This is a genomic window from Methanolobus psychrotolerans (assembly GCF_002243045.1).
GTDB classification, from domain to species: Archaea; Halobacteriota; Methanosarcinia; order Methanosarcinales; family Methanosarcinaceae; genus Methanolobus; species Methanolobus psychrotolerans.
Window position 1 is genome coordinate 12,125 of sequence record NZ_MBKP01000018.1, and the last position, 17,636, is coordinate 29,760.

The following is a 17,636-nucleotide window of genomic DNA, read 5'->3' on the forward strand; positions in this document are numbered from 1 at the left end:
AAATCAGCTTTTCTAAAGAGCTGGCACTTAACATAGGATATTATATATATATATATATATATATATATCTTTTACAAGCTTAAGGCCATTGTTCCTGCAAATATCTGGATAATGATCGTTCCAGCTGTCTGCATTTTCCTTGAACATGAAAAAAGGAGGCAACATTACAGTATCCATTCCAAGAATCGGTTTTGCACAGTCAACAATCGCAAAAAAACCGTTGTTCTTCAACACACGGGATACCTCCATGATAGCACCCTTGCGTACATAAAATGTTGTTTCACAGAATGCCACTGATGTCACAACAATATCAAAAATCTCATCCATAAAAGGTAAAATATCCATCGACCCTATAAAGATTCAAAGATGAAACATTTTTTTTCCCTTATCTGCCGCATATCCCAGCTGCATATCGGAGAGATCTAGTCCATGTATACTCACTTCCCCATCAAGAAGTTCTGAAACTGCAATTCCCAGAGATTCTGTCCCACATCCCAGATCCAAAATAGACATACCCTTCTCAAGAGGAAGGAGAGAAACTACATGTTTATAATAAGATTTTCCAAAACCAAGATTGTAGCGAAAAAGTATAATGTTTTCCCCCGAAGAACCAACCGAAATTATTTCCCTTTTTATGATTGATCTCTAACCCCCCACTACAGATATGTTGAATTATAATTTACAACACCAATTGATATTTTCTAAGACCTCTTCAGCAACATCACTGCAAAAAGAAGGATAGCACTGATGAAACCTATAGCACCCATCATTAGCAGATAACCATCACCGTTTACGGCCAGATACGCAGATGATATCAGAATAATCAACAGGAAAAGATACTTCGCAATTGAATCAAAGGTTTTATACCTCCTTATCTCATCAGTCTTCTTTTCCAGTCTTTCGATCCTGTAACCTCTTATTGTTTCAATGACATCATTTACCCCTTCGGGCAGGTTCTTCACTATATCCAGATACCTGTCACCTTCCAATTGCAGGTATTCAAATGCCTCAAAAGGAGAATAGCGTTTCATCAAAACCTTTGTAATAACAGGTCTTGCATTTTCCAGCAGGTTAAATCTTGGATCAAGTTCAAGACAATTTGCTTCAATTAGTATCAAAGCCCTTTCTAGAGTTGAGAACTCGCTTGGGAGGGAAAGGTTATATTTCAGTGCCAGTGTAGCATAGTTGTCACTTTGCCTCTCACCAGCAGAATAATTCTGTTTAGAGATAATATCATCAAGATCCAGCTTGAAGCGTCGCACATTTATATCTTCTCGGTTTATACCGGTTATTTTCAGGAAGGCCTCAAAAACAACATCAACCCTCTTCTTGTATATACCATAGAAAAGGTTCAGCATATTGCGTCGTAGCTCATCATCAATAGTTCCTGCAGCTCCAAAGTCGATATAGGCAATACCGTCCTCCTGAATTATTATGTTGGAACTGTGAGGATCGGCATGATAGAAACCATCGATATACACCTGCTTCAGGTAACTGGTACTGATAATCTTAGCATACCATTTTTTCTTTTCCGGAGAAATTTGTGAGAGTTTCCTGATAGTGACACCTTCCATATAATCCATGACAAGAATATTCTCACTTGAATATTCATCATAGACATTTGGCACATGCACTTCCTTCACATCTGCAAAGTTCTCCTGGAAGCGCTTGATGTTCCTTGCCTCATTGCTAAGGTCAAGCTCACGGTTGAGTAATTCCCTGAACTCATACAGGAAGGCATCAATGTCAAAATTGCTCCCAAGGCCAATAACCCTCACAATAAGAGGCTTGAAGTCATCCAATATCGCAAGGTCAAGATTGATAGTGTCTATCAGATTGGGCCTTGTTATCTTTACAGCAACCTTCTTACCATCCAAAGACGCTTCATAGACCTGTGCTATAGAGGCACAAGCAATTGGTTCTGTATTGAAACCATCAAATATGTCCAGTATGTCAAAATCAGGATTTCCCAGACTCTCAGATATTTCTTCAGTCCCTATACTGCACCTAAAGCCTTCAAATGCCACCTTCATCGTGTCAAAGTCAAGAGGATTGACATTATCCTGAAGATTTCCGAGCTCCTCTATATAAACAGCAGGAACGATATCCGGCCTTTTGCTCAGGATCTGGCCAAGCTTTATGAAAGTAGGGCCAAGCTCCTCCAGGGCCTTTCTTAGTTTTACTGCATTTTCCCTGTTCTTAACATCCAATACGCAGGGAGTCCTCCGATTGGAAACATAATACTGGTTGACCTCACTATACAGAAGACTGAAAAGATTGTATTTTGAAAATACTCTGAAAATAGTAATGTACCTGCGGATTTTCCTGAACATCAATACCATGTCTGTCCTGTTAGTAAATATAGATATGTATCATTCTAATAATACTTCTTTTCACATAGAAACAAAAAGACTCCCAGCATGAAAAAATATCATTCAAATCCAGAAAATAAAAAATAATTGGTGATTGGTAACACTAAACAAGTATTTATAACAGGATTCTTATGTAGAATGAAAAGCTACCTGTCAAAAACAGGCTTTTGGCCTGCTGTAAAATCAACGCGTGACTACAATGACCAAAAAACCTATTGTCCAGCTAAAAAGAGTATCCTATTTCTATGCAAGCAGCAAGATAAGAGCCCTTGATAGCATCGATCTTGATATATATCCCGGAGAAAAGATAGCCATTCTCGGGGCAAATGGAGCTGGCAAATCAACACTTTTCAAACACCTCAACGGAATATTTAAACCGGCATCTGGAGAAGTACTTGTAAAAGGTGAACTGATTTCAAAGAAGAATATCAGAAGTGTACGTCAGACTGTAGGGATTGTATTCCAGAATCCAGATGACCAGATACTGGCACCCACTATCGAGCAGGACGTAGCATTTGGCCCCATTAACATGGGACTTGCTGAAGATGAAGTTGAAAGAAGAGTAAAGAAAGCACTGGAACTTGTGAACCTCTCCGGTTATGAAGAACGTTCGCCCCATCATCTCAGCGGGGGGCAGAAAAAACTTGTTGCAATTGCAGGGGTGCTGGCAATGCAACCGGAAGTAGTGGTTCTTGACGAACCCACCGCAGGACTTGATCCCTTCAGTGCTGAGAAAATAATGGAAATAATAGATGGAATGAACAAAAAATTCGGTATAACTGTTATCCTGTCTACACATGACGTTGATATAGTCCCTCTTTTTGCAGATGTCGTCTACATTCTGCACCACGGAAAAATAGAAGCAAGCGGAACAGCAAAAGAGATATTCAAAAAACACGCAATACTTGAAAATGCACACCTTCGAATGCCACGGATAGCAGAGGTATTTGAGCTCCTGCAAGAATCGGGCTTAGATGCTGATATAAAGATAACACCCCAGGATGCAAGGGATGAGATCATACGACTTGTAGAGAACAGTAAATAAAAGGCCGGCCCATGGAGATCACACTCACTGATATTGAAAGGGAAGCATACAAAGACAGCCCGGTCCACAGGCTTGACGGGAGAGTGAAGATACTTGCAACCATTTTTATCATCATTTTTGCTGTTAGCCTACCCCGCATGAGTGAAGCAAATTTTATGAAACTGGCAATCATTGAGTTCTATCTGATATGCCTCATTGTAGTTGCAAAACTCAACCCTGTTTATACACTCATGAGATTTCTTTCCACATTGCCATTTGGATTTGCTATTATCGTGGTCCAACCTTTTGTGAGGCAACCATTCATTGACTCATTTACAGTATATCCTCTTGAACTGCCCTTTGGTATCACAATTACATACGAGGGAATATTTTTCGGGATGATGCTCTTTGCAAAATACATAGTCTGCATAACAGCTATTGTACTAATGTCCTCAACTACGAAAATGAGCGACATGGTAATTTCTGCAAGACGCCTTGGAATGCCAGCAGAGTTCACCCTGATACTTTCAATGATGGTCAGATATCTTTTCGTATTCTGGATAATACTCAAACGTATAAGAGTGGCACAGAAGACGCGACTGTTCAATATATGGAACAGAAAAGTGCCCCGTAAATGGATCCTTGAGCAGATTGCATACACGATAAGTTCATTGTTCATCCGCTCTTATGAACAAGGAGAAAGAACATACATCAGCATGCTCTGTAGAGGATATTCAAGTGAAAACAACATATATATGCATAAAAGCAAGATAAAAGCTGCAGATCTTTTTTACTCAGTGGTAACAACTGGAATATTGCTCTTAGCTATTGTAACGTGAAAAGAAAAAATAAAGAAAAAAAGGATTATTGTTTCTTTGCAACTTTCCCTAGCGTATAACTGATTCCCAATACAAGGAGAGTACCTATCACTATGGCAAGTACTTCACCCATCTTTCCCTGACCTTCAATTGCATAATCAGGCATTGGAGATTCCATAAAAGGTTCTGATTCTTCCAACGCTGAGAATGTGTATTCATCTATAACTCCCCCTGCGGCACTTTCCAGACCGTCTGGGTCAGGAGAAGCAAGGAAAGGAGCAAGGACAGATATAATCAAAGCAATTACAATTCCCGCATACAGGAATTTCATATTCATACGGGAGTTGGTTTTCAGACTCATGCTTTCACCTTTTGTGTACTTGTAAGGGAAGTATCCAGCAGATCAGGTCTTGACTTTTCAATAGCTGTGATAACCATAGCTGTGATGAGACCTTCACCGATGAATCCAATTATCAGGTGGTAAAGCCCCATTGCTGCAAGTCCTGCCATCAGAGGGAACGTGCCTGCAATGGCCATCTCAACGGCACATACAATAGCAGATATGAACAATCCAAGCCATGCACCAACAAAGGCTGCCGTTTTAATTCCTGCCTTGTTTTTTAGAACCACAAAAGTGTAGTATCCTATATAACCGGAAATGACACCCATGTTCAGGATGTTGACACCCATTGTTGTTATGCCGCCGTCACCAAAGACAAAACCCTGGACAAGAAGCACAAGTGTAAGTACAAGAACACCGGCCATAGGACTTCCAAATATAATAGCAACAAGAGTCGCACCAACCATGTGCCCACTTGTTCCCATACCTATGGGAATGTTGAGTGCCTGTATGGCAAATATTCCTGCAGCAAGTGCCGCCAGAATAGGTACTTTCATGTCATCAAGATCTTTCCTGGCCCATTTAAGGGACATAAATATAAAAGGCAGGGCAATCAGCCAGTAGACTATTGCCTGACTCATGGGTACAAATGAATCGGGTATATGCATTTTAAGTCCTCATAAAGTTATAAGTATCAATATGAAAATTGAAGCTTTTCGTAACACTTGTGAATACGTAATAAGAACTATATATATGTAATGAACTAAGAATATGATAAATCGTATTACATAACAGAGGATTTACAAAACCAAGATATATAAAAGAGAAAGTGATAGAACAAATAAAACGGATGAAACTATATGGCAAAATATTCCCCCCTTATTGCCGCAAAGGCCGTCTGGCAGATGCGGATAAGAAAACGTCCTTTTGTCCTGTCCCACGCCATCAACTCCCGATGCAACATGAAATGCTCTTTTTGCGAATACTGGAAAACTGATGGCAAAGAAATGGAACTACACGACATATTTAAACTCCTTGAAGAAGCAAGAGCTTTTGGAATACTTGTATACAATGCATGGACAGTAGAACCACTGCTTAGAAATGACCTGCCAGAAATACTTGAACATGCGAAACAGCTTGGTATGATGACTTCGCTCATAACCAATGGGCTTTTGCTGGAGAAGAGGATAGATGAATTGAAGAACCTAGATTACCTTTCCGTATCAGTAGACGGAACAACCAGCTATGAGGAAATAAGGGGAATAAACCTGAACAGGATAATGCCGGGGATAATAAAAGCAAAGAGCATCATCAAAAATCCACTCCTGATGAACTGCGTGATCAGTGGCAAGAACCTTGATGATATCGAAGAACTCATCACCATGGCAAAGGACATTGATGTGAAAATTTCATTTGAACCTATGTATGAGTTCCAGGGAATCGGAGAAGACACATGGAACAATATGGGAATCAGGGAGATGGATAAATATCACAGGACCGTGGAGAGAATAATCGAAATGAAAAAGGAAGGTTACCCAATCATCAATTCTTATACGTACCTAAAAATGGTCCGGGACCTGAAGACAGAATTTGTGTGCCATGCAAATGACATAATACTGGATGTAACTGCAGATGGAAGTATTGAGAACTGCAGGGTTCACCGTAACCCCATAGGTCATATCAGTGAAGGAATTGGAACGGTGTGGGAGAAAACAAAAAAAGTCCGGAAGGATACAGCACACAATTGCCGTAAATGCCTTTTTTTTGGTTATGTCGAGAACAGCCTGATGTACAATTTCAATCTGGAAGTTGCACAAAATTACGAATGGATGTAACGTCTGCCAGGATAAAATTGACATGCGATACTTTTAATATATTAACACCACAAATTATAATTAAAAGGTATTATCTATGTCCGGCAATCAGAAACGCAGACCCTCATCATTTTTTATCTTGTACACAATACTGGTTTTCCTGTCCTTTACAGGCCTTGCAGGTGCGGAAGTAATTATAGGCATTTCTCCGGAAAAGACCAGCGTAAACGAAGGAGAAAGTTTTACACTTTCAATCACGATTGAGTCAGATGTAAACGTGTCCGGAGCTGAACTTGAACTGTTATTTGATCCGGCACTTGTCAATATAACAACTATTGTAGAAGGCAGCTTTTTTAAACAGGGAGGAAAAAGCACAATATTTTCAAGAGGAAGCATTAACAATGAGCTTGGTACTGTTACCGGCATATATTCAGTCATAATGGGAAATGACATGCTTCTTAAACCCAGCACCTTTGCAACCGTCACCCTCATTTCAAAAAACACTGCAGGAATCACAGACATAGAACTGAGGAACGTGGTCATCACCAATTCTGCAGGAGAAAGCCTGCAAGTAACAGTTAAAAATGCAAAAGTAATTGTTGGTGATGTAACAGCTGTTGCAGCCAACCAGGACGATGCAGAAAAAGAGAGTAAACAGTCAGGACAGAACAGCCTTATACCCCTAGCATTTGCAATGATGTGCCTTTATTTTACACGAAAATGAAACAGGTTTTAGGATCGATGGCATTTAGCGGCCACCTATAATTCCTATCCTGATATCATTCCCATTGTTCAAATGCAGCAATTTGGAAGCACTTCCCTGATTTACCGCTATCTCGAAAAAACCATGGCTCCCAATGAGCGATAGCATTCTTCCTTTTGGTACTTCACCATATGTTATCAAAAAAGGCATCTGCCTTCCTGCGATTGAAAGAATGGTTCCCGGAAGTATATTTTTGTGAATATGTTCCTGAAGAATATTAGTAACAATATTACCAAATTCATCCACATATATTACCTTTGCCTCTATGAAGTCCTTTTGTATAACAGAACCTGAAAAATCAAGTCCTATATATTGATCTGTAATCCTACCAATGTCCTGAAGACCCATTCCCCCTGATATATGAGCAGCTATCGGGGCAAAAATATCTCTGCCGTGGAAAGTAGAGGAAACATCGTTCAAAATCTCATTATTTGTAATTTCGAAAACCTCTGCATCCCCAAGAAGAGTCGCTGCAGGAATAAGAACACCATTATCAGGACCTATCAAATAATGCCCTCCGGCACGTATAGCTATAGCTTTTCTCTCAGTACCCACGGCAGGATCGATTACAGCAACATGAATCGTCCCCGGTGGAAAATATTTAACTACCGAAAACAGTGCAAATGCACCTGCTCTGATGTCTATAGGTGGTATCGAATGAGTGACATCTACAATTGTTACATCTGGATTGATACTGAGTATTACACCTTTCATGGATGCAGGATAAATGGAGCCAAAATCTGTTGTAAGAGTAATTATAGACATGAATACATTTTTGCAATTTTTAGTATAAGAGATAGATGGAAACAAACATACTTTCCATAGATAGTAAATTAGAAAAATAAAGACAAGAGAATTTAAAAAATGTAAAAGGAAAAAGTAATGCCAGAGGCATTACTTGCAAAGGTCGTAGTTCTGGTTGACGATCTTGAGTGCGCAGAAGTCACCGCACATAGTACATGCATCTTCATCACCAGGTGCTCTGCTGTTCCTGACACTCCTTGCAAGTTCTGGATCGAGTGCCAGCTTGTACATGCCCTCCCAGTCGAGTTTTGCGCGTGCCCTGCCCATTGCAAGGTCAACGTCACGGCTTTCCTTGTACTTTACCATGTCACCGACGTGAGCTGCAATCCTTGATGTCTTGACACCCTCAATAACGTCTTCGAGATTTGGAAGTGCAAGGTGTTCTGCTGGTGTTACATAGCAGAGGAAGTCACAACCTGCTGCTGCGGAAGTTGCGGCACCGATAGCTGTTACGATGTGATCACGGCCTGCACCGATGTCAGATACAAGAGGACCGAGCATGTAGAATGGTTTTCCATCGCTCATTGCCTTCATGAGCTTGACATTCATTTCTACCTGGTCCAGTGGTACGTGACCCGGACCTTCTACGATTACCTGAAGATCATATTTGTCATGTGCTTTCTGTGCGCATTCGGAGTTGATGATGAGTTCCTGGACCTGTGCCCTGTCGGTTGCGTCGTGGATAGCGCCGGCACGCATTCCATTACCTGTTGAGAGGGTAACTTCGTGCTCCTTGAGGATCTCACATAGATAATCGAACTCTGCATATAGTGGGTTTTCCTTTTCATTGTGGAGCATCCATGTGCTCATGAATGCACCGCCGCGGGAACAGAGACCACCATATCTGCCATGTGCCTTCAGCCTGTCAAGTACAATGTTGTTGACACCTGTGTGGATAGCCATGAAGTTCGTACCGAGCTTTGCCTGCTCCTCGGTTGCATACCAGAGGTCATCTTCTGTCATGTGAACAATGGAACCATCTCTCTTTGCTGCAGTGATGAATGCCTGATAGAGTGGTACTGAACCTACTGGAAGGGAGATCGCATCACATACCTTTTTCCTGATACCGAGGAAGTCCCCACCGGTTCCAAGCTCCATAAGTGTGTCTGCACCTGCTGCCTCTGCTGCCTTTGCCTTTGTAACTTCCATTTCCTCATCAACGATATCTGATGATGCTCCAATTGATGCATTGACCTTTGTCCTTAAGCCTTCACCGATACCACATATCCTGATATCCCTGTAAGGAGTCATTGGGATTACAATTCTGCCTGCAGCAATTCCACGCCTTATGAACTCAGGGTCTTTGCCTTCGTTCTTGGCAACAATCTTCATTTCTTCTGTAATCTGACCATTTTTTGCATCTGTTACTATTGTCATTGTATATACCTCTGTGTTTGATTGTACCATACAAGAACTAAATCGTATATAACATTTGTCAAAAAATTAACTTGAGATAAAGTCAAGTTAACTTGACAGAGAGGGATTTTCAAAATATAATAGATTATATCTGCACATAAATGTAACAGATAAACAGTATTTGAAGGCATGATACCAATAATACCCAGAAGAGGGATAAAATATTCCTGATGCACTTAACAACTAAAGTTGCTTTTGTTTAATAAAAGAAGAGGGTTGATCAAGAAGGATGAAAGACAAGAAAGATAAAAAATACCCAATGATCAGTCTTTTTTGTCTTCACTCATATTCCTGAGCATACGCATGTTCTCCCTGTGAAGGGATACAACAAGGTCGCTCAGCATTCCAAAAACAAACATCTGGAAACCTGCGATAATAAGCAGGGTAGTAAAAATGCTCAGGGGAATACGTGTTACACCCTGGATCCACTGGATTACGACATAAGTACCAACTACCAATCCAGATGCAATAAAAGCCCCGCCAATTATACCAAAATAGAACATCGGATTGTGAAGCTTTGCCATTTTGTAAATAGTAGAACCAATCCTGAAACCATCCTGCAGGGGATTCAGCTTAGTTGCACCACCTGAGTGTCTAGCAAGATATGTAGTCGGAACTTCCAGTATCTTCAGATCATTTTTTACACTTTCGATAGTAATCTCGGATTCAACCTCAAACCCGGATTTTTTCAAATTAAATGACTTTATGGCTTTTTGGTTAAATGCCCTGTACCCTGTGAGAATATCATTAAGCCATACACCATAGGCCATCCCGAACATCTTATTGATTATCTTATTGCCTATCAGATTGAGCCTTGTGAATGCACCCCTCTCAAAATTTGCCATCCTGTCACCCATTACATGGTCTGCCCTGCCGTCAAGAACCGGACCTAGAATTGCATGCACATCCCGGGCAAGATTTGTACCATCACCATCTGCCATTACAACGTAGTCTTCTGAAATAAGCTCAAAGGCCTGTTTTATTGCCTGCCCCTTTCCCTTACCTGTCTGGACTACAACTCTGGCACCTTCAGCTTCTGCGATCTGACGTGTACTGTCCTTGCTGTTTCCATCCATAACAAGTATATTATCAAAGCCTTCTGACCGGAAGTCCCTGATTACCTGCCCGATGGTAGCCTCTTCGTTAAGAACGGGCAATAAAATACAGACATTATCGTTTGTCATCTTAAGATAAATAGAAATAAAAGGTCTTAAAGCAGACCCATACTGTCAAGCTGCTGCCTTACGACTTCAACGCCCTGCTCACAATTCTCAGGAGATTTTCCGCCGGTGACCACAAGCTTTCCGGAACTGAAAATAAGTACTACGACCTTAGGATCATCTATACGGTAAACAAGACCCGGGAACTGCTCCGGCTCATATTCGATGTTCTCAAGACCAAGACCTATAGCAATAGCATTGAGATTCAGTACTGCCTTAAGGTCTGCGGAAGCGACAATGTTCTGAACAGTTATATCAGGGTTATCGAGTGTCTTAATTCCAATGCCATTGAGTTTTTTGGCCATGTTGCCTATGACAGTGTGAACATCAGCCACATTCTTTGCACCGGTACATACTACCTTACCAGAAGTGAATACCAAAAATGCGGCTTTAGGGTCAGTAACACGGTAAACAAGACCAGGGAACTTCTGTTTGTTATATTCGGCGCCCTCAAATTCAGCTTCTATCTTTGTGAGATCGAACTCCTCTGCAAGCTTTGTAGATGCGACCACATTTTCTATTTTGATGTTGTAATCTGACATAGTATAATCCTCATATTTAAAGCGGGTGGGTTATATTCAACAATTCAGTATATAAACTTATACCCTCTCGTTTATATATGTTTTTAAAGAAACCATAAAATGAGAAAAAATTTTGGTTTTATCCCATAAAACTGCTTATTTAGAAGTATTTTCAAACATCTTAAGTCCGTCGATAACAGCATCATATTTACTACATACCCTTTCCAGCAGATTACCCTCCATAGTCCTGTGAGTCGGTATCAGAATATCGGCACCTTCTGAAACTTCAACGCCGTCTGTTGAACTGCCATAATCCGGAGCTATTAAAATCCCCGTAGCTGATACGCCCAGCCGCAGGTCACTGACGATGCGCGCAACCATATCTGTTGCAGGCCGGACCCTCTTGCTTATAACAAGAGCCCTTGATACATACCTTTCCTTGAGGTCGGTTATTGATTTAATACTTGACTCGGCCTTCTCAGGATCACCAACATTTTCAAGAAGCCTGACAGAATTGATAAGGTCATCGAATGTAGTGGAACTGACTTCAATGATCTCTCCGTCATAGTATTTGCTCACTTTTTCAGCATAACCTTTGGAAATGACCAGTTTGTACACATCTTCAAGCTCATCCAGCTCTTCTTCTGTTGGATCGTAGGCATTAATGACCTTGTATTCCCGTATGCCGCACATTCCCATCAGGGACTCATACATAGGAGTAACTCCTATGAACCTCCTGCCAAGCCACTTGTTAAGGCCACTCTGCCCACTTTGGAGACGGGAAAGCTCAATTATTTTCTGTTTAACAAGTTCCGGGTCATTGGATTGAAGACCAAAATAATCCGCAAACATGGTAGTGGTGCGAAGAACCTTGGTCCTTCCATGCGGTACAGCCTCTACAAAACCTCTTTCCTTCAGTTCCCTTATGTGATCATAAACAGAGTTGCCCCTCATGTCCACAAGGTCGGACTGGACAAGCGGTTGATGATATGCTATCATCGAAAGTGTGCGCAGCATAGGCGCGCTAAGTTCCTTTGGAGCAAGCGGCCTCACCACATCAGTATACTTTGGCTTGACCTGCATAACATAGCGCTCACCAAGATCTATTATCTCAATACCTGTCTCCCTTGAAACATACTCCTTTACAAGATCAAGTGCGATAGAAATAACATGTTTCTTTGGCTTACCCATAAGTTTTCCCAGGGTTGCCGCATCAAGTGCTCCCCCGGCAGCAAAAAGAGCTGCTTCCATAACTTCCCGATCACTCATAACTGGTTGCACCCCTCAGACAGCTTCATATGCAGCATCTGCCGGATAAACATACAATTCACCAAATAGTTCCTTTTGCATCAACCATACCTTCTTTTCGGTAGCAAGGAAAAGCAAAGAGATATAAGTCATAATATTCTCAGACCTGTCGTCAGTCATCATATCTGAAAAAAGGACAAATTCATGTTCTTCAAAAGATTTCTTCAACATTGAACCCATGTCCCTGACACGCCCCAGTATGTCCTCTTCATGAGCGATACCCAGAACCTCATCTGTTGTCACCGCAGATTTTTCTTCCAGTTTACGGTAGATACTGCGATCCTTCCTGCGTGTTTCAACTTTTTCTGCTTTGCGCAACTCCAGAATTAGCTCCTGGAGTGTAACCGGACGTGTGGCTCTGCGCCGGATAGGGAGTTTTGGCACCGGGTACTCATCTATCTCGTAGAAATCCAGTTCATCATCAAGCATCTCAAAGCAGTCATCCACTTCTACTTCCTGAACGATCCCGGTAGATTTCATGCGTAACAGGATGGATGCATAGAGAAGTGTCCTGCCGGAGATACGAAGATCCATCATCTCCATTACTTCAATACGCTCAAGGAACATGTCTGTAACATTGACAATATCAATATCCCATGGATTGATAGCACCATCCTTTGCAAGATTCATGAGAATTTCCACAGGTTCACTAAGTACGTCTTCGGGAAATGCAAGAAGAGATTCATCCACACCCAGGCCCCTTAAAGTCTCAACAAACTGCGGATCAATAATGAATAGTGACGAAATATCAGCTACCTGGGCAATGTCGACTGAACTAACAATTTCCATTTCTTCTGCTATTTCGTTCAACGTAGTTTCACACCCGTAATACTTGTAATGTTATTTTCCTGCATTGCAACTCCAATAGTTCGTTCAGCGGCCTCGATCATTGGTTTCCTGAGAGAGACAACAATGAACTGTGCATTTGCAACTGCGGTTTTAACCCGCTGTGCAACTTTTCCCGCATTCGATCCATCAAGAAACATGTCAATCTCGTCGAACGCATAGAAAGGCGCAGGCCTGTACTGCTGGATAGCAAACACAAATGACAAAGCAGTAAGACTCTTCTCCCCTCCGGACATAGCTTCAAGACGCTGAAGGGTCTTTTCCTTGGGCTGTGCCTTCAATGTCATGCCGCCTGAAAACGGGTCATCATAATCATCAAGTACCAACTCACCGATACCGTCGGAAAGTTCATGGAATATTTCCTTGAAAGGCGCATTTATACCCTCATAAGTTTCCATAAAAGTATCTTTTTTAAGCTGCTCATACTGCATTATACGTTCAAGTATCTGTTCTCTTTCCGTTGACAGGGTATCGCGCCTTGTAACAAGTTCATCAAGCCTTGCCTCAACTTCAGCGTATTCGTCTATTGCACGCATATTCACAGGTTCAAGGCGTTCCATTGCCTTCTCAATAGAACCTATCCTTGTTCGAACGGTTTCATAATTTGGCACTTCCTCCGGCTCCTCAATGCCACGCCTCTGTATCTCTTCTGCAAGTTCGGTCACCTGTTCAGCAAGTGCATCCTTTGTGGCTTTCAAGGCAATCATCTGCCGGTTACTGTCATCGAACCGGATCCTTGTCTTCTCAAATTCTTTCTTTACAGAAGCATGTTCCTCATGGAGAAGTGCACGTTCCTGCTGCAGTTCCTTTAACTCTTCTGTAAGCTCATTTTCACGCTGCTGCTTTTCAAGGAGAGAGGCTTCAAGCTCAGTGATCTTATTTTTAAGATCAGCCACACGCTGCTTATGTATAGCTTTCTTCTCATCCATTGATCTGATGAGTTCCCTGTTCTCCTCGATCTTTGAAGATGCATAATTGCGGTCGAGATTCAGCGCATTCAAAGAGGAATCAATATCTCGAACACGACCATCCAAGCGTCTTATCTGCTCATCAAGCTGTTCTGCCTGCCTGTTAAGTTCTGGAACCTCAGACCCTGCAAGTTTCTTTTCCAGTGCCTCAATATCCTTTCCAAGCAACTGGACAAGTTCTTCCTTTTCCTGTTTCAGGACAATGGTCCTGTCCATTTCATCCCTGAGCTCCTTGCGTGACTCTTCTATAGTCACAAGTTCCTGGGTCTTGGCATCAATAAGCTGAGAAAGACGTTCACCCCTTCCAGATATCTCTTCAAAGTACATCTGCTTCTTGGATATTTCCTTGTCAAGTTCATGGATCTCACGATTGACTTGAGAAATATGCCCCTCAACCTGATCAAGTTTCTTGATTGCATTGCTGCGCCTTGAATCATATTCTGTGATCTTCTCAGCGATCTTTACAAGCTTATCCTTTTCAGAGGCAGCAAAAGAAACACCGGAGTTCTGCTGTTGGGAACCGCCCACCATTGCTCCGCTCTTTTCAATAACTTCGCCTTCAAGAGTGACCATTCGCAGACCACCCATAAGACGGCGGGCATTTGTTAGCGTGTCAACAATGAGAGTATCCCTGAAAACATACCAGAACGCAGATTCAAATTTCTTATCAAAATCAATAAGGTCAATTGCATAACCAACAACACCTTGCCTGTCGGAAAGATCTTTATACGGCCTTCGGGATTCCATTTTGTTCAATGGAAGGAACGTAGCCCTGCCACCCTGCCTTTGCTTGAGGAAAGATATTGCTCTGGCAGCATCCTCATCATTCTCGACAACAACTGCCTGCATACGCCCGCCTGCAGCAATTCCAAGTGCATTGGAATATTTCTGGTCAACACTTCCAAGTTCTGCTATAGTACCATATATACCCGGCAAACCATGGTGTTTTTTCTCATTCATCACCATGTCCACAGATTTGGAATACTTGCTGTGGTCCTCTGCAGCACGCACACGGACCTCTATCCGGGCATAATCATTCTCATACTTGCGAAGCTCATCTTCTATTTCCTTCACAATGATCTTTAACTGGGAACGATTGAGTTCAAGATCATCAATATCCTTTGTCAGGCCATCTATCTTCTCATTAAGCTTATCAATATCATACTGCACTGAAAGCGTATCACTACCTGAAGACTCGGATTTTGATTTTGCATCTGCGATCTCACTTTCGATGTCCCTGACTTCCGCAGACTTTCTCCTCAGCGAATCAAGCAAACGGTCTTCCTGACGCATCAGCTCATTTTTCTCGTTCTTCACAATCTCAAGTTTAGACTTCAGAGTGCTGAGCTCATCCCTGGTCTGTGCAAATTTTGCGTCGACATCGGCGATCTTACTCTGGAGAAGCATACGCTCAGTCTTACGGTCAGACATCTCGGACAGGATGCTTTCCTTTCTCATTGACTCTTCCGATATCTTAGAATCCAGCCCCTCAAGCTTGCCTTTTATTTCATCTATCTCGACAAAAGTTTTCCTGCGCCTGGACTCGAGGTCTTCCATTTCCTTTTCCGAAAGCTCGATGGTGTCAACACACCTTGAAACCTCGCCCCTGGTCCCCTCTATCTCTTTTTTGATCTTGATCTGCTCATCTTCACCCATTCTCTGGATGTTCAGGGTCATTTCCTCGAGATCCTGCTCAAGTTTCTCCACATTAAGCCGTTTAGTCTCAAGATCCAGTTCCAGTTTACCAAGAACATCTTCCTTGGCGAGGATGTCGCCAGCAACAGATGAGAGTTCTACCTTAGCATCCTTAAGCTTTGCAAGCAGGACAAAACCTTCAAATTTCATCTTTTCTTCTTTAAGAGACTGGTATTTCAGGGCCTGATCACGCTCATTCCTTAGTTTCCCAAGCTGCTGGCCGACCTCTTCGATGATGATATCTACTCTTTCAACCCTTTCACGCACGATCTCAAGTTCACTCAATGCCCTGTCCCTTTTACTGTCAAACTCAGCAACACCGGCGATCTCATCAATTATCTTACGTCTCTCAGTTGGAGTCATATTGATTATGCGTGTAACGTCACCCTGCATCACAACATTATAACCTTCCGGAGTTACACGGGCTTTTGCAAGATAAGTGTGCACCTCTGTAAGACTTGCAGCCTTACCGTTAAAATAAAAATAACTGTAATACCCGGAATCCGTTTCTCGTATCTTCCTCGTAATAGTAATCTCATCTGCATCATATGGCATTTCACGGTCAATATTATCGAAACGGATAGTCACCTGTGCAAAATCAGGTTTTTTAGAGCTTTCCCCATTATAAATAAGGTCCGTGAGTTTTTCAGCTCTCATGGTCCTTGAACTTGAAAGCCCCAGCACAAAGAGGATACCATCTATGATATTAGATTTACCACTGCCATTTGGACCGGAAATCGTGGTAAAACCATCAAAAAAAGGTATTTTTACCTTTTTCCCGAAGGATTTGAAGTTTACAAACTCAAGTTCCTTTATATGCACGCGATTCCTCAGTTTTTATAAAAATGATTATTTTCTTCGGGTGGTGATCACTACCGCATCTTCGTCTTCACGCGCCTCAACTGAATCATATTCTGCATCTTCATCTGCGCATGGTGGTTTGTCCTCTTCTGCAACGATATATTTACAGGAATCCATATTCTGACGCGAGGTTCTGTTAAGCCGGAGCTTGCGTTCATCATCCGTTTCTGCGATAATGTATTCAGACCTGTGTTCCGGTTCGGGTATTTCAGGCCGCTTTACATAAGGAACTTCCCTTACATTGAAACGCATATTTGATGAGGGAGGAGTCTGAACTAATCCTGAAGCTGATCCGGAATCAGCAGACCTTACAGAAACTTTTGAATTGAAGGGCTTTACAGGAGATGCGGGTTCTTTTGGAACTGAGGGAATAGAAGGGGGATTTACTGAAGACGGGGATATAGGCTGCTGTGCCTGTAAAGAAGACGTTAAAGGTGCAATGGGTTTAGGCCCTGGCCTGTACACCGCAGAAGCTGTGTTTTCCGTCATATGCGGCTCAACTGGAACTCTTTGGCCTACCTTTTTTTCACGGGAAACAGATAATTCACCAAGGGAACGTATCATTGACTTCTGATCAAGGAGCTCGTCCATGATACCATTAAAATTATTGCTCATAGCCTGGACCTTGCGTTCAAGCTGCACGATACGGTTGTTAAAATCAAGGTCATTCTTAAGGTCACTTCTGATCTCACGGAGTATAGACTCACGGAGATTGCTCTTGATATCATCTAATTCTGCTTCTTTTTCCTTAAGCTGCCGCTCAAGGCGTTCAATGACAAAGTCCCTGTTTTCAGTGTTCATGAAAAGCCTCGTAAATCCATTCAGTCCCTCATCGCCGTTATGCGAAAATACTATGTTATTATATG

Annotated in this window: 17 protein-coding genes; 4 read left to right on the plus strand and 13 right to left on the minus strand. The window is 42.0% G+C overall.

The genetic code is table 11. The annotated features are described in order from the left end of the window. Nucleotides 1-27 precede the first annotated feature (27 nt). From BB781_RS07495 to BB781_RS07500, 3 genes are all read right to left on the minus strand, one after another. Complete coding sequence (locus BB781_RS07495) at nucleotides 28-345, minus strand: class I SAM-dependent methyltransferase (protein WP_094227878.1); 318 nt, start codon at nucleotides 343-345, stop codon at nucleotides 28-30. Between the two features lie 15 nt (nucleotides 346-360). Continuing rightward, complete coding sequence (locus BB781_RS15335) at nucleotides 361-513, minus strand: class I SAM-dependent methyltransferase (protein WP_129582657.1); 153 nt, start codon at nucleotides 511-513, stop codon at nucleotides 361-363. Between the two features lie 188 nt (nucleotides 514-701). Beyond that, the gene (locus BB781_RS07500) at nucleotides 702-2,333 is read right to left on the minus strand and encodes an ABC1 kinase family protein (protein ID WP_094227920.1); all 1,632 of its coding nucleotides are present in this window, start codon (nucleotides 2,331-2,333) and stop codon (nucleotides 702-704) included. Between the two features lie 238 nt (nucleotides 2,334-2,571). Here BB781_RS07500 and BB781_RS07505 point away from each other — a divergent pair, with 238 nt between their 5' ends. Beyond that, a complete protein-coding gene (locus BB781_RS07505) occupies nucleotides 2,572-3,417 on the plus strand; it encodes an energy-coupling factor ABC transporter ATP-binding protein (RefSeq protein ID WP_094227879.1) in 846 nt (281 codons plus the stop codon). Between the two features lie 11 nt (nucleotides 3,418-3,428). Beyond that, entirely contained in the window at nucleotides 3,429-4,235 is an 807-nt protein-coding gene (cbiQ, locus tag BB781_RS07510; protein WP_094227880.1) for a cobalt ECF transporter T component CbiQ, read from the plus strand. Nucleotides 4,236-4,260: 25 nt separating this feature from the next. On the opposite strand, the gene BB781_RS07515 is transcribed toward cbiQ, so the two are convergent. Then, nucleotides 4,261-4,575, minus strand: coding sequence for a PDGLE domain-containing protein (locus BB781_RS07515; RefSeq protein WP_242492576.1), 315 nt, complete (start codon nucleotides 4,573-4,575; stop codon nucleotides 4,261-4,263). Further along, complete coding sequence (cbiM, locus tag BB781_RS07520) at nucleotides 4,572-5,222, minus strand: cobalt transporter CbiM (RefSeq protein WP_094227881.1); 651 nt, start codon at nucleotides 5,220-5,222, stop codon at nucleotides 4,572-4,574. The genes BB781_RS07515 and cbiM overlap by 4 nt, the downstream gene beginning before the upstream one ends. Before the next feature lie 192 nt (nucleotides 5,223-5,414). Between cbiM and BB781_RS07525 the strand changes: the two genes are divergently transcribed. Together BB781_RS07525 and BB781_RS07530 are read left to right on the plus strand one after the other, a co-directional pair. Then, the gene (locus BB781_RS07525; RefSeq protein WP_094227882.1) at nucleotides 5,415-6,389 is read left to right on the plus strand and encodes a radical SAM protein; all 975 of its coding nucleotides are present in this window, start codon (nucleotides 5,415-5,417) and stop codon (nucleotides 6,387-6,389) included. A gap of 118 nt (nucleotides 6,390-6,507) precedes the next feature. Next, complete coding sequence (locus BB781_RS07530) at nucleotides 6,508-7,092, plus strand: cohesin domain-containing protein (protein ID WP_164997814.1); 585 nt, start codon at nucleotides 6,508-6,510, stop codon at nucleotides 7,090-7,092. 24 nt (nucleotides 7,093-7,116) lie between these two features. Here BB781_RS07530 and BB781_RS07535 read toward each other — a convergent pair whose 3' ends face one another. From BB781_RS07535 to BB781_RS07570, 8 genes are all read right to left on the minus strand, one after another. Further along, nucleotides 7,117-7,896 (minus strand): SAM hydrolase/SAM-dependent halogenase family protein, encoded by a 780-nt coding sequence (locus tag BB781_RS07535; protein WP_094227884.1) that lies wholly within the window; start codon nucleotides 7,894-7,896, stop codon nucleotides 7,117-7,119. 129 nt (nucleotides 7,897-8,025) lie between these two features. Further along, the gene (thiC, locus tag BB781_RS07540) at nucleotides 8,026-9,312 is read right to left on the minus strand and encodes a phosphomethylpyrimidine synthase ThiC (protein ID WP_094227885.1); all 1,287 of its coding nucleotides are present in this window, start codon (nucleotides 9,310-9,312) and stop codon (nucleotides 8,026-8,028) included. A gap of 302 nt (nucleotides 9,313-9,614) precedes the next feature. After that, nucleotides 9,615-10,535: an S-layer glycoprotein N-glycosyltransferase AglJ gene (gene aglJ, locus BB781_RS07545; protein WP_094227886.1), complete on the minus strand. Its 921-nt coding sequence runs from the start codon at nucleotides 10,533-10,535 to the stop codon at nucleotides 9,615-9,617. A gap of 26 nt (nucleotides 10,536-10,561) precedes the next feature. Further along, on the minus strand, nucleotides 10,562-11,113 hold the full coding sequence (locus tag BB781_RS07550) for a TATA-box-binding protein (RefSeq protein WP_094227887.1): 552 nt from the start codon (nucleotides 11,111-11,113) through the stop codon (nucleotides 10,562-10,564). A 135-nt stretch (nucleotides 11,114-11,248) separates the two neighbouring features. Beyond that, a complete protein-coding gene (gene scpB / locus BB781_RS07555) occupies nucleotides 11,249-12,361 on the minus strand; it encodes an SMC-Scp complex subunit ScpB (RefSeq protein WP_094227888.1) in 1,113 nt (370 codons plus the stop codon). A gap of 15 nt (nucleotides 12,362-12,376) precedes the next feature. Next, the gene (locus tag BB781_RS07560) at nucleotides 12,377-13,210 is read right to left on the minus strand and encodes a segregation and condensation protein A (protein WP_094227889.1); all 834 of its coding nucleotides are present in this window, start codon (nucleotides 13,208-13,210) and stop codon (nucleotides 12,377-12,379) included. Beyond that, on the minus strand, nucleotides 13,207-16,731 hold the full coding sequence (gene smc / locus BB781_RS07565) for a chromosome segregation protein SMC (RefSeq protein ID WP_094227890.1): 3,525 nt from the start codon (nucleotides 16,729-16,731) through the stop codon (nucleotides 13,207-13,209). Before smc ends, BB781_RS07560 begins: the two co-directional genes overlap by 4 nt. 27 nt (nucleotides 16,732-16,758) lie before the next feature. Continuing rightward, a complete protein-coding gene (locus BB781_RS07570; RefSeq protein ID WP_094227891.1) occupies nucleotides 16,759-17,571 on the minus strand; it encodes a hypothetical protein in 813 nt (270 codons plus the stop codon). Nucleotides 17,572-17,636 lie beyond the last annotated feature (65 nt).